The 14642-nt window shown below is 64.3% G+C and carries 16 protein-coding genes and 1 pseudogene; 7 read left to right on the top strand and 10 right to left on the bottom strand.

The features are described from left to right. Positions 1-140: 140 nt before the first annotated feature. Together AB4Z51_RS30275 and AB4Z51_RS30270 are read right to left on the bottom strand one after the other, a co-directional pair. Entirely contained in the window at positions 141-1334 is a 1194-nt protein-coding gene (locus AB4Z51_RS30275) for a low temperature requirement protein A (protein ID WP_441498610.1), read from the bottom strand. A gap of 26 nt (positions 1335-1360) precedes the next feature. Continuing rightward, positions 1361-1597, bottom strand: coding sequence for a BolA/IbaG family iron-sulfur metabolism protein (locus tag AB4Z51_RS30270; RefSeq protein WP_028147489.1), 237 nt, complete (start codon positions 1595-1597; stop codon positions 1361-1363). Positions 1598-1776: 179 nt separating this feature from the next. Here AB4Z51_RS30270 and AB4Z51_RS30265 point away from each other — a divergent pair, with 179 nt between their 5' ends. Further along, positions 1777-2136 carry a DUF427 domain-containing protein gene (locus tag AB4Z51_RS30265; protein ID WP_085404300.1) on the top strand — a complete coding sequence of 120 codons (360 nt, stop codon included), beginning with the start codon at positions 1777-1779 and terminating at the stop codon, positions 2134-2136. Positions 2137-2194: 58 nt separating this feature from the next. Further along, positions 2195-3298: an alpha/beta fold hydrolase gene (locus tag AB4Z51_RS30260; RefSeq protein ID WP_441498609.1), complete on the top strand. Its 1104-nt coding sequence runs from the start codon at positions 2195-2197 to the stop codon at positions 3296-3298. A 41-nt stretch (positions 3299-3339) separates the two neighbouring features. Here AB4Z51_RS30260 and AB4Z51_RS30255 read toward each other — a convergent pair whose 3' ends face one another. Next, a complete protein-coding gene (locus tag AB4Z51_RS30255) occupies positions 3340-3513 on the bottom strand; it encodes a DUF1328 domain-containing protein (protein ID WP_014494135.1) in 174 nt (57 codons plus the stop codon). A 183-nt stretch (positions 3514-3696) separates the two neighbouring features. Here AB4Z51_RS30255 and AB4Z51_RS30250 point away from each other — a divergent pair, with 183 nt between their 5' ends. After that, a complete protein-coding gene (locus AB4Z51_RS30250) occupies positions 3697-4884 on the top strand; it encodes an acyltransferase family protein (RefSeq protein ID WP_441498608.1) in 1188 nt (395 codons plus the stop codon). A gap of 116 nt (positions 4885-5000) precedes the next feature. Here AB4Z51_RS30250 and purL read toward each other — a convergent pair whose 3' ends face one another. Continuing rightward, positions 5001-7211 (bottom strand): phosphoribosylformylglycinamidine synthase subunit PurL, encoded by a 2211-nt coding sequence (gene purL, locus AB4Z51_RS30245; protein ID WP_441498607.1) that lies wholly within the window; start codon positions 7209-7211, stop codon positions 5001-5003. Positions 7212-7396: 185 nt separating this feature from the next. Between purL and AB4Z51_RS30240 the strand changes: the two genes are divergently transcribed. Together AB4Z51_RS30240 and AB4Z51_RS30235 are read left to right on the top strand one after the other, a co-directional pair. Then, a complete protein-coding gene (locus tag AB4Z51_RS30240) occupies positions 7397-7876 on the top strand; it encodes a PaaI family thioesterase (RefSeq protein ID WP_167768114.1) in 480 nt (159 codons plus the stop codon). A 75-nt stretch (positions 7877-7951) separates the two neighbouring features. Continuing rightward, positions 7952-8917, top strand: a complete 966-nt coding sequence (locus tag AB4Z51_RS30235; protein ID WP_441498606.1) for a DMT family transporter — start codon at positions 7952-7954, stop codon at positions 8915-8917. A gap of 56 nt (positions 8918-8973) precedes the next feature. Here AB4Z51_RS30235 and AB4Z51_RS30230 read toward each other — a convergent pair. The 3 genes and pseudogenes from AB4Z51_RS30230 to purQ all read right to left on the bottom strand — a co-directional run bounded on the left by AB4Z51_RS30230 (position 8974) and on the right by purQ (position 11606). Beyond that, positions 8974-9709 (bottom strand): annotated as a pseudogene (locus AB4Z51_RS30230) (tetratricopeptide repeat protein). 212 nt (positions 9710-9921) lie between these two features. Further along, positions 9922-10908, bottom strand: coding sequence for a tripartite tricarboxylate transporter substrate binding protein BugD (locus AB4Z51_RS30225; protein ID WP_441498605.1), 987 nt, complete (start codon positions 10906-10908; stop codon positions 9922-9924). Next, positions 10905-11606, bottom strand: coding sequence for a phosphoribosylformylglycinamidine synthase subunit PurQ (gene purQ / locus AB4Z51_RS30220; RefSeq protein ID WP_166342514.1), 702 nt, complete (start codon positions 11604-11606; stop codon positions 10905-10907). The genes AB4Z51_RS30225 and purQ overlap by 4 nt, the downstream gene beginning before the upstream one ends. Before the next feature lie 170 nt (positions 11607-11776). Between purQ and AB4Z51_RS30215 the strand changes: the two genes are divergently transcribed. Then, positions 11777-12793 (top strand): magnesium and cobalt transport protein CorA, encoded by a 1017-nt coding sequence (locus AB4Z51_RS30215; protein WP_441498604.1) that lies wholly within the window; start codon positions 11777-11779, stop codon positions 12791-12793. A 13-nt stretch (positions 12794-12806) separates the two neighbouring features. Here AB4Z51_RS30215 and purS read toward each other — a convergent pair whose 3' ends face one another. Beyond that, positions 12807-13046 carry a phosphoribosylformylglycinamidine synthase subunit PurS gene (gene purS, locus AB4Z51_RS30210; RefSeq protein ID WP_014494125.1) on the bottom strand — a complete coding sequence of 80 codons (240 nt, stop codon included), beginning with the start codon at positions 13044-13046 and terminating at the stop codon, positions 12807-12809. 12 nt (positions 13047-13058) lie between these two features. Further along, positions 13059-13826 (bottom strand): phosphoribosylaminoimidazolesuccinocarboxamide synthase, encoded by a 768-nt coding sequence (purC, locus tag AB4Z51_RS30205; protein WP_172782948.1) that lies wholly within the window; start codon positions 13824-13826, stop codon positions 13059-13061. A gap of 320 nt (positions 13827-14146) precedes the next feature. Between purC and AB4Z51_RS30200 the strand changes: the two genes are divergently transcribed. After that, positions 14147-14470 (top strand): DUF1476 domain-containing protein, encoded by a 324-nt coding sequence (locus tag AB4Z51_RS30200; RefSeq protein WP_441498603.1) that lies wholly within the window; start codon positions 14147-14149, stop codon positions 14468-14470. A 66-nt stretch (positions 14471-14536) separates the two neighbouring features. On the opposite strand, the gene AB4Z51_RS30195 is transcribed toward AB4Z51_RS30200, so the two are convergent. Then, positions 14537-14642: cyanase (locus AB4Z51_RS30195; protein ID WP_441498639.1), on the bottom strand; the 106-nt coding region annotated here is incomplete at its 5' end.

Genomic DNA, 14642 nt, shown 5'->3' with positions numbered 1-14642 from the left:
GGATGAGGACGGAGCGCGCGGCAACAGTTTCAACGGGTGCCTATGCCGATTAGCCTCACCCTGAGGAGACCGCGCAGCGGTCGTCTCGAAGGACGAGGCGTGCGCTCAGACAGCTCTACGAGGACATATGCGGCCGGAGCTCAATGCGCCTCTGCCTCCTCCGGCTTCGACCCCAGCGACATCGACTCCCACACTGCGACCACGATCATGATCACGGTCGACGCGACCGACAGCCAGAGCGGTGAGAGATCGGCGGCGAACCACCACAGCACCAGTAGCAGGATGATGCCGATGCCGTGGGAGAGCTGGAGGAAGCCGCGGATCGCGTGCTTGAACAGGATGGTGCCGACCAGGAACACCAAGGGACCACCGACCGTGCTCACGATGATCCTGATATCGGAATGGCCGGTCGGATGCTTCAGCACCAGCTCGTCCGACACTGCGGTCAGGATGATGCCGGCGACGATCGGCATGTGCAGATAGGTATAGGCCATCCGTGCCAGCCGGCCGGATTCGGTGGATTTCGAGAGCCGCTCGGAGCCGGCCTCCGCGCCCTTGTGGAAATAGACCCACCACATCGCGATGGCCCCGGCCAGCGCCGAGACGAAGGCCAGGATGTTGTCCGCGGTCCACTCCAGCTCGGCGAAGGTGGCACCGTTGACGACGACGGCCTCACCGAGTGCGATGATGATGAAGCCGGCGCAGCGCTCTGCCATGTGCCCGCCTTCGACGGCCCAGGCTTCGACCGACGAGAAGCCGAGCTTCGGGACCCAGAAGCGCACCGCGGGCGAGACGTATTCGATCGCGAGCGCCGCGATCCAGAACCACAGCCGCGCCTCGTCATGGGCGAGACCGCCGAGGATCCAGAAGATCGCGGAGCCGCAGAGCCAGACCAGAATGCGGATCGCGTTGTGCCGGACGGCCGTTCGATGGCGCGGGGTCGCGAGCAGCCAGAAGGCGGTGCGTCCGACCTGCATGGTCGCGTAGGCGATCGCGAACCACAGGCCCCGCCCCTCGAACGCGGTCGGAATCGTCGTCGACAGCACGAGGCCGCCCAGCATCATCAGGAAGATCAGGATGCGGACCGGCGTCAGGTCGGGGTTGAGCCAGTTGGTGACCCAGGCTGTGTAGACCCACACCCACCACACCGCGAGGAACAGCACCGTGACGTGCACCGCGCCGAGCGGGGTGAAATGGTGCAGCAGCGTGTGCGAGACCTGCGTGACGGCGAAGACGAAGACGAGGTCGAAGAACAGCTCGGCATTGGTGACGCGGCTGTGCTGGTTCGGAGCGATGACGCGAAACATCGCGCCGCGAGGATTGTCCGCAGCCATCGTCATCCCCCCGTCACGCGATCAGATCAGGCCCCGGGTACCCCGGTTTGCAACGCCAGCGCATGCAGCACGCCGCCCATCTGGCCTTGCAGGGACTGATAGACGATCTGGTGCTGCTGAACGCGGGACTTGCCGCGGAAGGATTCCGAGATCACGGTCGCGGCATAGTGGTCGCCATCGCCGGCGAGGTCACGGATCGTCACCTCGGCATCGGGGATCGCTGCCTTGATCATCGCCTCGATATCGTGGGCGTCCATGGGCATTCGGGTCTTGCTCCTGTCTCGGCTTCGAATCGCTTGCCGGGGTCCCCGGACCGGCAGGGCCAAACTTAGCGTGAACGGCCTTCTACGTCACGCATTCCGGCACTATATCCTTGATCCCATCCGGATAAAGGCACGACAAAGTGCCGCGCGCGCAAGATTGATCGAAAAGGCGTGAAATCATGAAGCTCCCAGGGCCCGACCACCCCATCACCATTACCCAAAATCCCCGACGCGTCCGCGTCACGGCCGGCGACATCGTGATCGCCGAGACCAGCAAGGCGCTGATCTTGAAGGAGGCCAAATATCCGGCGGTGCAATATGTTCCGCGGGAGGACGCCAACATGGCGGTGCTGGAGCGCACCGACCGCGTCACCCATTGCCCCTACAAAGGGGACGCGAGCTATTACAGCGTCAAGGCCGACGGCAAGACGCTCGACAACGCGATCTGGACCTACGAGACGCCCTTCCCCGCGATGACGGAGATTTCCGGCCATCTCGCCTTCTATCCGGACAAGGTGAAGATCGAGGAAGTGGGGTAGGCTCATCGCGCCGGGGGCGATCGCAGGTCGCTTCCTCTCAGTCGACACAAGGCTCAAGATGCCGCGCAAAGCCGCAAGACTGATTGGGGTCTCGTTGCTGGGCGTGGCCGGTATCCTCATCGTGGTGGCCGCCGCCGGACTGGGTTTTCGCGCCTATCGCCAGCATCTTGCTGCCGAAACCCTCGCGATCCGCTCACCAAAGGGCGTGCAGGAGGGAGGGTTCGTCCACATCGGCGGAATCAAGCAATGGATTCAAATCCGCGGCGAGGATCGGGATAACCCGGTCCTCCTGTTCGTCCACGGCGGGCCCGGAGGCTCCAGCTGGCCAATGTCGTCGGGTTGGCGCCCCTGGGAGAAGCACTTCACCATCGTGCAATGGGACCAGCGCGGCACCGGCCGCACGTATGGCGCCGCCGGAGACACGCTTGCGCCGACCATGACACTGGAGCGCATGACGCAGGATGGCGTCGAGCTGGCCGAGCATCTGCGCACGCATCTGCACAAGGACAGGATCGTCCTGGTCGGGCATTCGTGGGGCTCGTTCCTGGGAATTCACATGGTGAAGCAACGCCCGGATCTGTTCTCGGCCTATGTCGGCACCGGCCAGGTGGTTGGCAGGACGACCTTCGAGAAGGCATTCGAGCTCACGATCGCGCGCCTGCAACGGCTTGCGGCATCCGCCAACAATCGTGAAGCCCTGGCGGAATTGGCGCCGGTCGCTTCACAGCCGACCCTCACCCCCGAAAATCGCCTGATTGCGGACAGATGGAGCAACGCGCTGGGTCTGCCGCCCGCCGGCGGCTTCCAGTTCGCCGGTCCCATCCCGCCGCTCTTCATGCCGGATGTCTCGCTGCTCGACTTGTACAACTGGCGCAAGGGCGTCGCCTTCTCGGCCAAATATCTGACCGGGCGGAACGGGCCGATGTTTCAGAGCGACATGGTCTCGATGGGATTCAGATCTTCGATCCCCATGTTCTTCATTGAGGGCGACGCGGACGGCGTGACGCCGGGCGAACCCGCCGAGCAATATTTCAAGGAGATCACGGCCCCGCATAAGGAGTTTGTGTGGGTTCGCGGCGGCGATCATTTCATTCCGTTCGATCGTCCTGATGAATTCCTGGCCGAGCTGATGGCCCGCGTCATGCCATTCGCAGGCAATTGAGGGCCGGCGCCCCGCCCCCCGCGATTCGAGCGGCAGCCCGGCTACGCCCTGAAGATCGTGAGCCCCAGTATCAGCAACACCAGGAAGATCACGACGAAGATATAGAACAGGAAGCGGGCGACATCGGCCGAGGCGGCCGAGAGGCCGGTGAAGCCGAGCACGCCGGCCACGATCGAGATCAAGAGAAAGATCAGCGCCCATTTCAGGATCGTCATAACCAACTCCGACTAAAATGCCGCATGTTTTGCGGCCCTCAACCCATTCGCGAACGCTAACTTCGCTGCGCGGAACTGGTTCCTGAGGGCGCTCCGCGGGCAAGGCGCGGCACAAACTGCGCTTGCTGAATCCGGTTCCCGGCGGCACAGTCCGGCCAGGGCAGGAGCGCAATCGGGGCGACCATGATGACGATGTCACATTCCGCGACGATCGGCGCGGAGGCGCACGCCGCGCCGAAAGCCAAGACGCGCAATCTGTCGCTCGATCGGACCCGCACCTTCCTCACGCTGGTGGTGCTGCTGCACCACGCCGTCATTCCCTACACCTATTTCGGTCACACCGACCCGGCGTCCTGGATCGGCTTCGACGTCGTCGTGCTCTGCACCGACAGCTTCTTCATGGCGATGTTCTTCTTCCTGTCGGGACTGTTCACGTGGTCCGGCATCGCGCGCAAGGCGCCACAGGTTTTCCTGCGCGACCGCCTGTTGCGACTCGGGCTGCCGTTCGTGATCGCGGCCTTCACGGTCATCCCGATCGCCTATTACGCGATCGCGCTGCGGCACGATCCCGAGCTGACCTTCGCTTCGTTCTGGTGGAAGACGATCACCGTCGGGCCGTGGCCGAGCGGGCCGATCTGGTTCGTGTGGGTGCTGCTGGCGTTCGACCTGACTGCGAGCCTGCTCTACCGGGTCTCAGCCCACCTGGTCGATCCGGTCAACCGCGTTTCGCTGCGCGGTTTTGACCAGCCGGCCGTGTTCTGGCTGCTGCTGGCCGTCGTCACCGCCGTCGTTTACGTGCCCGCGCTGGTCCATTTCGGCGCCAACAAATGGTTCGAGTTCGGACCGTTTTCGGTGCAGGCGAGCCGCGTCCTGCTCTACTTCGCCTATTTCTTCATTGGCGTCAGCGTCGGTGCCGCCAACTTCGATCGCGGCATCCTCAGCGCCGAGGGCCAGTTGCCGAAGAACCGATGGATGTGGGTGATCGCCACGCTGGTCCCCTACTGCCTGATGTGGTGCATGATCTACATCAAGCGCGCAATCCTCGGGAATCCCAACGTGCTGCCGGACTGGTATCAGGCGATCTACGGCACGTTCGTCGTGCTGTTCTCGGCCGCGATCCTGCTCGCGATCCTCGCCTTCTTCCTGCACCAGAAGTCACCGGGGCCGAACCTGCTCGACCGCATGCAGGCGGACGCCTACGGCATGTTCCTGGTGCACTACCCGATCGCGCTGTGGATCCAGTATGTGCTGTTCGACTATTCGTGGCCTGCGATCTTCAAGGCCGCGATCGGCTTCGTGCTTACGGTGTTGCTGAGCTGGGGACTGACGGCAATGTTGCGGAAGATTCCGGGCGCGTCGCACGTTTTGTGAGGCCGAGGTCTCTCCGCCTGTCATTGCGAGCGTAGCGAAGCAATCCAGAGTCGCGGAGACAGTCTGGATTGCTTCGGCGCTTTGCTCCTCGCAATGACGGAGTGTGTGGCGGCGCCTTACGCCGCCTTCCCGCTCATATATTCCGGCAGCCAGCGCTCGAACGATTTCCGCAGGCTATCGATCGACACTGGCGCCTCGCCCGCGATCGCGATCGCATCGCCGCCGGTGGTGCCGATGCGCACGCAAGGCACCTCGCAGCCGCGCATCTTGGCCAGCACGCGGCCGGCTTCCGCTTCCGGCACGGTGACGAGATAGCGCGCCTGGTCCTCGCCGAACCAATAGGCCTGCGGCACGAGCGCCGCCGGCGCCGCCAGCAGTTTTGCGCCGATGCCGCTCGCCATTGCCATCTCGGCGAGCGCGATCAGGAGGCCACCGTCGGAGAGATCGTGCACCGCCGTCGCGGTGCCCGCATGGATCATGCCGCGCACGCAATCGCCGTTGCGCTTCTCGGCCGCGAGATCGACCGGCGGCGGCGCGCCCTCCTCGCGACCGCAGATGTCGCGCAGGTAGACCGACTGGCCGAGCCAGCCGTGGGTTTCGCCGACCAGGAGGATCGCCTCGCCCTCGGCCTTGAAGGCCAGCGAAGCGGACTTGGTGAAATCGTCGAGCAGGCCGACGCCGCCGATCGAAGGTGTCGGCAGGATCGCGCGGCCGTTGGTCTCGTTGTAGAGCGAGACGTTGCCGGACACGACCGGGAAGTCGAGCGTGCGGCAGGCTTCCGAGATGCCCTTCAGGCAGCCGACAAACTGGCCCATGATCTCGGGCCGTTCAGGATTGCCGAAATTGAGATTGTCGGTGATCGCGAGCGGCTTGCCGCCGACCGCGGTGATGTTGCGCCAGGCTTCCGCCACCGCCTGCTTGCCGCCCTCGAACGGATCGGCCTCGCAATAGCGCGGCGTCACGTCGACGGTCAGCGCCAGACCCTTCGGCCCGTCCTGCACGCGCACGACAGCGGCGTCGCCGCCGGGACGCTGCAAGGTGTTGCCGAGGATGACGTGGTCGTATTGCTCCCAGACCCAGCGCTTGCTGCACATGTCGGGCGTGCCGATCAGCTTCTCCAGCGCGGCACCGACGCCCATCGGCGCCGGCACCTCGCGCGCGTGCACCACAGGCAGCGCGGTGGAGGGAACGTGCGGACGGTCGTAGAGCGGCGCCTCGTCGCCGAGCTCCTTGATCGGCAGATCGGCCATCACGTCGCCGCCATGCTTGACGACGAAGCGCTTGCTCGGCGTGGTGTAGCCGACCACGGCGAAGTCGAGGCCCCACTTCTTGAAGATCGCCTCGGCTTCCTTTTCCTTCTCGGGCTTGAGCACCATGAGCATGCGCTCCTGGCTTTCCGAGAGCATCATCTCGTAGGCACTCATGCCGGTCTCGCGCGTCGGCACCGCGTCGAGATCAAGGTCGACGCCGAGGTCGCCCTTGGCGCCCATCTCGACCGCCGAGCAGGTCAGGCCGGCCGCGCCCATGTCCTGGATCGCGATGACGCAGCCCTTCTCCATAATCTCGAGGCAGGCCTCGAGCAGCAGTTTTTCGGCGAAGGGATCGCCGACCTGCACGGTCGGGCGCTTCTCCTCGGACTTGTCGTCGAACTCCGCCGAGGCCATCGAGGCACCGTGAATGCCATCGCGGCCGGTCTTGGAGCCGAGATAGACGATCGGCATGTTCACGCCGGAGGCGGCAGCATAGAAAATCTTGTCGGCATCGGCGAGGCCGACCGCCATTGCGTTGACGAGGATGTTGCCGTCATAGCGGGTGTGAAAGCGCACCTGGCCGCCGACCGTCGGCACGCCGAAGGAATTGCCATAGCCGCCGACGCCGGCGACGACGCCGGAGACGAGATGCCGCGTCCTGGCATGCTCGGGCGCGCCGAAGCTCAGCGCATTGAGGCAGGCGATCGGACGCGCGCCCATGGTGAAGACGTCGCGCAGAATGCCACCGACGCCGGTGGTCGCACCCTGATAGGGCTCGATGTAGCTMGGGTGGTTGTGGCTCTCCATCTTGAAGACCACGGCCTGGCCGTCGCCGATATCGATCACGCCGGCATTCTCGCCGRGGCCCTGGATCACCCAGGGCGCCTTGGTCGGCAGGCCGCGCAGATGGATGCGCGAGGATTTGTACGAGCAGTGCTCGTTCCACATCGCCGAGAAGATGCCGAGCTCGGTGAAGGTCGGCTCCCGCCCGATCAGCTTCAGGATGCGCTCGTACTCGTCGGGCTTGAGCCCGTGGGCGGCAACCAGTTCGGGGGTGATCTTGGGTTCGTTCTTCATGGATTCGGGGCTTTCGGCGGCGTTTTGCCGTTCTTAGGAAGATCGGGGGCCTACGAAAAGCCCTTTATGGCCCATTTTCCCGCTGTCCCACGTTTTGCGGGCAGGCGGTCGGCGGGAACGGGAATTGCAAGGCGCTGACGGATCGGATTTAAGGACTAAAGACCCGTAATTGAAGGCCCATTTCCTTGCACGAATTGACCAAAGTCCCCTCCACCCGCCGCCCGGACCTGCACGTCGCCACCGATGGCGAGTTCACGGGCTGGCGGACCTGGATTCGCGACAGTTTTGAGAGCCATATCGGCCCATTCTGGCACAAAATCGAGGACGACGGCAGCGTCCGCTCGGCGTTCCGGGTCGAGAAAAAGCACCTCAACGGCTCCGGAAACGTCCATGGCGGCTGCTTCATGGCCTTCGCCGACTATTGCCTGTTCGCGATCGCCACCCATGAGCTCGATGGCCCGGCGGTGACGACGAATTTCGCCTGTGATTTCCTCGACGCGGCCCGCGAGGGCGAGCTGGTCGAATGCGTCGGCGAAGTGTCCCGCGCCGGCGGCTCGCTGATCTTCCTGCGGGGCAAGCTGACCTCGGCAGGGCGGCCGCTGTTTACCTTCTCCGGCACGATCAAGCGGGTGAAGCGGAAGCCTGCACTCCAGGCAAACGCATAGCTCGACGCCTTCCCTTTTCGCGCCCCCTCGCCCAGACTTGCGACAAGCGCGTTGGCGCGGGGGAGCAGGAACAAGGTGCCGAAGAGCACATCGTCGGGCCGCACGGCGGCCGCCGCATCATCGTCGCCATCCGTCATCGCCACCGGCGCGCGCAACTGGCGCGACTATGCGCTGCTGTTCGCGCTCGCCTGCTGCTGGAGCTCGACCTATCCGCTGGCGAAGCTCGCGCTTCCCACGATCCCGCCCATCACCTTCATCTCGGCGCGCTCGCTGATCGCGTTCGCCTTCCTGTTTGCCATCCTGTGGATGCGCGGCGTCAAGCTGCCGACCGACGTGAAAGCCTGGAAGCTGTTTGCGACCCAGCAGCTGATCAATTCGACCTTCCCGTTCCTGATCATCACCTGGTCGCAGCAATATGTGCCGGCCTCGAACACGGTGGTGCTGGCCTCGACGACGCCGATCTTCGCCTTCCTGATCACGTCGCTGATCACGCGGCACGAGCCGGCCACGCTGCTGAAGCTCGCGGGCGCAATTCTCGGCCTCGCCGGCACGATCGCCATCGTCGGGCTGGACGCGCTGCGCGGCTTCGGCAGCGAGATCGTGGCGGAGATCGCGATCCTGCTCGCCACCATCTCTTTTGCCTGCGCGACCATCTTTGGCTTGCGGCTCTCCGAATACGATCCGATGGTGGTCGCAACCGGCTCGCTGCTGTTCGGTGGCCTCGTGCTGCTGCCGCCCTCGCTCATCATCGACCAGCCCTGGACGCTGCACCCGACGCCGACGGCGATCGTCGCTACCATCGTCATGGGCATCGTCTCCAGCGCGCTGGGGCTGATGCTGTTCTACGTCTGCCTGGGCCGGCTCGGCACGCTGACAACGAACGCACAAGGCTATCTGCGCATTCCGATCGGCGTCGGATTGTCCGTGCTGCTGCTCGGCGAGAGCGTGCCGTCGAACCTCGCGCTGGGACTTCTGCTGGTCATGGCCGGCGTCGCCGCGATGACGGTGCCGGCGGAACGGCTGAAGCTGCGCAAAGCATGATCCGGAAAAGTGCGCAGCAGTTTTCCGATAAGATCATGCTCAAACAATAAGACCGCTCAGGTCGAAATCTGCTTCTCGGCGATCGAGAGCCACTCGGCCTGCGCCTCGCGCAGATATTTCGGCGCGCGCCGCATCTGGATCAGGAGCTCGTTGAAGACCATGCGCGCCTCGGCGCTGCGGCCGACCATCTGGAGCAGCATGCCGTAGCGCACCCGGGCCTCGGCGCCGGGGAAATAGCCGGCGACGGCGTGATATTCCTCCAGCGCCTCGTCGAGCCGCCCCACCTCGGCGAGCGCGCGGGCGTACAGCAGATGCGCATCGGCGGAATCGAAGTCCGGCCATTGCTTCTGAAGATCGTCCAGCGTCGCCAGCGCATCGGCCGGACGTTTGGCGGCAAACTCGGCCTGCGCCTTGCCGAAGGCATAAGCGGGATCGTGGCCCATCGGCAGGCTCAGGATGTGACCGTAATGCTGCGGCCTCGCTGAAGCGGCCGACCTTCGCGCATTCCCCGGCCAGCGCCGCACGGTTGGCGATGGTGTCGGTGGCCGCCAGCCGGTCGCACAGCTCGCGATAACGCTTCTCCGGATCGAGCCGATTGGCAACGCGCTGACGCGCCTGTCGCGCACCGGGGCTGGAAAACCATTCAGGGACGATTTCGACCGCGATGTAGGCGAGCGCGCCGATCAGCGGCACCATCAGGATGATGAAGGCCCAGGGCTGCAACCGCCCGGTTCGCGACGCGTGATAAATCAGTGTGATATCGAGCAGCAGAACGACCAAAGCGACGGGCATGTGACATCCGGGAGCACAACGACAGCGCACGCTTCCTGATATCGCAACTCGCGCGGCGAAACAACTTTGAGTTGCTTCCACCCGCGCGGAAATCAGCGACCCCGGACGCGCGCACCTTGATGGCGACGAGGAGTCAGTCGTCTCAAACGCGATTGAGGTTCATGAGACAGCAAGCCCAAAACCGCTATGACTTGCTATGACTTGGGCGGCTACTACTTGGCGTCGTCCGCCAGCATCTTCCGGTATTTCTCGACGTCGCGCGTCACGAGCTGCTGGAGCAGCTCGGGCGTATGCTCGTTGTCATCAGGCGCAACGGTCGACAGGTCGGCAAAACGCTTCTTCACCGCGTCGGTCTCGACAGCCGTGCGCGCGGCGGCATTCAGCTTGGCGATGACGGCCTGCGGCGTGCCCTTGGGTGCGAACAGGCCATTCCAGCCCTGCGCCTCGAAGTCCGGCAGGCCCGCCTCGGCAGACGTCGGCAGATCGGGCAGCGTGGCCAGCCGCACGGTCGAGCCGACCACGAGGCCCCGCACCAGCTTCTCGTTGATCGACTGCGAGACGGAGGCCGCAGCATCGCAGACGCCGTCGATCTGGCTGCCGATCGCATCCGTCAGCGCGGGCGATGCGCCGCGATAGCCGACCAGCGTCGCGTCGATGCCGGCGGCCGTCACGAAGCTCTTGCAAATGAGGTAATTCGACGAGCCGACACCGGCGTGGCCGAGATTGATCTTGCCCGGGTTGGCCTTGGCGTAGGCGATGAACTCTTTCAGGTCCTTCGCCGGGAAATCCTTGCGCAGCGCGATGATGCCGAACGTCTTCGCGACCATGGCGATCGGGACGAAGGATTCAGGCGTGAACGGCAGTTTTGGATAGATCGTGTAGGTCGCGGCGTTGGTGCCGGCGTTGCCGATAGCGATGGTGTAGCCGTCAGGCTCGGCGCGGGAGGCGCGCGCCAGCGCGGTCGAGCCGCCGGCGCCGGCGACGTTCTCGATCACGATGGTCTGGCCGAGCGCGATGCCCATCTGCTCGGCGACCGTGCGCGCGATCACGTCCGACGTGCCGCCGGCCGCGAACGGCACGATCATCGTGATCGGGCGCTTGGGGAAATCCTGCGCGAAGGCTGCGGTCGCGAGTGAAAATGTCGCGAGCGACAGCGCCGCGATCGCGGCGAGAGCCCGCTTCGCCACGAACGAGATCACGCGGCCTTTTCCAGATGGGCAGTGAGACCGGCGAACAGGCCGCGGCCGTCGGTGCAGCCCATGATGTCTTCGACGTGGTTCTCCGGGTGCGGCATCATGCCGAGCACGTTGCCCCTGTCATTGACGATTCCGGCGATGGATTCCGCCGCGCCGTTGATGTTGTGGGCCTCGTCGACCACGCCGTCGGCGGAGCAGTAGCGATAGAGCACCCGCCCTTCGCCTTCGAGCCGCTTGATGGTCTCTTCATCCGCCTCGTAATTGCCCTCACCATGGGCGACGGGCACGCGGATCACCTGGCCGGCATTGTAGCCGCGGGTGAACGGCGTGTCGGAGCGCTCGACGCGCAGATGCACGTCGTGACAGATGAACTTCAGCCGCGCGTTGCGCATCAGGACGCCGGGCAGCAGGCCGGACTCGCAGAGGATCTGAAAACCATTGCAGACGCCGAGCACGAGACCGCCCTTGGCCGCATAGTCGCGCACCGCGTCCATCACCGGCGACCGCGCCGCGATCGCGCCGCAGCGCAGATAGTCGCCGTAGGAGAAGCCGCCGGGCACCACGACGAGGTCGGTGCCCGCGGGCAGCGACGTCTCGGCGTGCCAGACCATCGCGGGCTCGCTGCCGGAGATCAGCCTCAATGCGCGCGCCATGTCGCGCTCGCGGTTGATTCCGGGAAAGACGAGGATGGCGGCTTTCATGGTTCGGGTTCCGGCGGTGATGGGAATCGGGCTGGCCAAATAGGGCCAAAATCATGAAGAGACATAGCCATTTGACGGGGATTTTACCAGTGCTAGCCTCGCCGGGCGGCCTTGTACACAGGCCATAGCCACGGCACTTTTGCCTGACGATCTTGCCCGGGATTGAAGCCATGAACGTCCCGTCGCTGCCCGCCTCCCCCTCCGAACCGGTGTCCACTCAGGGCGTCATCGCTGCCGGCGCCTATGTCGACGGCCGGCGTGTCGCCAATATCGCCATCAGCGAGGCTTCGAGCTGGCGGGCCAAGCCCGGCCACGTGGTGTGGATCGGGCTGCACGAGCCTGACATGGCACTGCTCAGCGCCGTGCAGAAGCAGTTCGACCTGCACGACCTTGCCATCGAGGACGCCAACAACGCCCATCAGCGGCCGAAGATCGAGCAATATGGCGAGGCCCTGTTCATCGTGGCGCGGACGGCGCAATTGTTCGAGGGCCGGATCGCCTTCGGCGAGACGCACATATTCGTCGGCGAAGGCTATCTGGTCTCGGTGCGCCATGGCGCCTCGACATCCTACACCCCGGTGCGCGAACGCTGCGAAAGCTGCCCACGGGCGCTTGCGCGCGGCGAGGACTACATCCTCTACGCCATCCTCGATTTCATCGTCGACAACTACTCGCCCGTGCTGGAGAGCATCCACGAGGAGGTCGAGGGCATCGAGGACGACGTGCTCTCCAAGCCGATCAGCAAGGCACAGATCGAGCGGCTCTACATGCTGCGCCGCGACCTGTTGCGGCTCAGGACCGCGATCGGCCCGCTGGTGGAAGTCTGCCGCCGCCTCGAGCATGACGAGCTTGCGATGGTGCGTGCGACGATGCAGCCGCTGTTCCGCGACGTCACCGACCACGTCAGGAACATCCAGGAGCGCATCGATTCCATGCGCGAGGTGCTGGCCTTCGCCTTCGAGGCGAGCCTGCTGGTCGGACAGGCGCAGGAGACCGCGGTCTCCAAGAAGCTCGCCTCGTGGCTGGCGATCCTCGCCGTGCCCACCGCAGTCGCAGGCATCTACGGGATGAACTTCAAGTACATCCCCGAGCTGCAATGGGAGTACAGCTATTTCGTCGTCATGGGGATGATGGCGCTCGCCTGCCTCGCATTGTACTGGCGCTTCCACCGCGTCGGATGGCTGTGAAGCGCCGCGCGGGTTAGACGATCTCGACGCGATAGTTCTCGATCACGGTGTTCGCCAAGAGCTTGTCGGCCGCCTCCTTCAGCGCGGCTTCGGCCTTGGCCTTGTCGGCGCCGGCAAGCTCGATGTCGAACACCTTGCCCTGGCGGACGCTGGCGACGCCGTCGACGCCGAGCGACTTCAGCGCGCCTTCGATGGCCTTGCCCTGCGGATCGAGGATGCCCGTTTTCAGGGTAACGGTAACACGTGCCTTCACGTCAAATCCCTCTTAGCTCTTCACCAGCACCGGGCCAGTGCCCTGCGGACGCTCATTCTCCATGAGGATGCCGAGGCGTTTTGCGACTTCGGTGTAAGCCTCGAGCAGGCCGCCGAGGTCCCTGCGGAAACGGTCCTTGTCGAGCTTCTCGTTCGACTTGATGTCCCACAGACGGCAGCTATCCGGCGAGATCTCGTCGGCGACGATGATCCGCATCATCTCGTTTTCGAACAGCCGGCCGCACTCCATCTTGAAGTCGACGAGGCGGATGCCGATACCGAGGAAGAGGCCGGTGAGGAAGTCGTTGACACGGATGGCGAGCGCCATGATGTCGTCGATCTCCTGGGGCGTGGCCCAGCCGAACGCGGTGATGTGCTCTTCCGACACCATGGGGTCATTGAGCTGATCGTTCTTGTAATAGAACTCGATGATCGACCGGGGCAGCTGCGTGCCCTCCTCGATGCCGAGGCGCTGCGACAGCGAGCCGGCGGCAACGTTCCGCACCACCACTTCGAGCGGCACGATCTCGACCTCGCGAATCAACTGCTCGCGCATGTTGAGGCGGCGGATGAAATGGGTCGGCACCCCGATGTCGTTGAGATGCTGAAACAGGTACTCCGAGATCCGGTTGTTGAGGACACCCTTGCCCTCGATTACCTGATGCTTTTTCGCATTGAACGCGGTGGCGTCATCCTTGAAGTGCTGGATCAGGGTACCGGGCTCCGGGCCTTCGTAAAGAACCTTTGCCTTGCCTTCATAAATACGACGCCGACGGCTCATGGGGATGTACCGTGTTTTGTTGAAATCCATGTATTTGGTGTGCTCCGGTTACCAGGTTACGACCCACAGCGGAGCTGCCGTGAACGGCTGGGAACCCGTCTATAACCCCTTGGAAACAGAACGGGAACCAAGCCTTCAGGCAACCTATCCGATTGGCTGTCCCAGCACAATCGATCCGGCCGCCCGGCATCAACTTATACCGTCTTGCCTGCGGCTTAACGGCTCGTTGTTTTGCCGATTCGTGCCCCCTATCTAGGCATGCGCCGGGGCCGTCGCAACGACGGCCGCCGGATCCAGTCAGCAGGGAATTGGAAAAAGGCATGAGCAGTTTGGACAAGCGCGAGGAAGGCTTCGAGAAGAAGTTCGCCCTCGACGAGGAGCAGAAATTCAAGGCGGAAGCCCRCCGCAACCGGCTGCTCGGCCTTTGGGCCGCCGAGAAGCTCGGCATCACCGGCGAGGCCGCCACCGCCTACGCAAAGGAAGTGGTCGCGGCCGATTTCGAGGAGGCCGGCGATGCCGACGTCCTGCGCAAGGTCATGGCCGATTTCGCCGCCAAGAACGTCGCCATCACCGAACAGGCGATTCGCGCCAAGATGAGCGAATTGATCGCCGTGGCCGCGGCCGAGGTGAAGGCGGGCAAATAGGCGAATAGGGAGCGGCGAGTAGCGAATGAACCCCATTCGCTACTCGCGATTCGCCATTCGCGTGCCTCACCCCTCCTTGAAGCCGTATTCCGGCACATTGCCGCTGGCGCCGTAGTATTTGTACGGCAGAAACTTGCCGCTCATGGTGATCTTGACGCGGTCGCCCTTCGGG

Origin of the sequence: Bradyrhizobium sp. 2TAF36 (assembly GCF_052114925.1) — a bacterium.
Classification (GTDB): Bacteria; Pseudomonadota; Alphaproteobacteria; order Rhizobiales; family Xanthobacteraceae; genus Bradyrhizobium; species Bradyrhizobium barranii.
The sequence above is the reverse complement of the archived record's forward strand: the minus strand, read 5'-3'. Positions and strand labels throughout refer to the sequence as shown.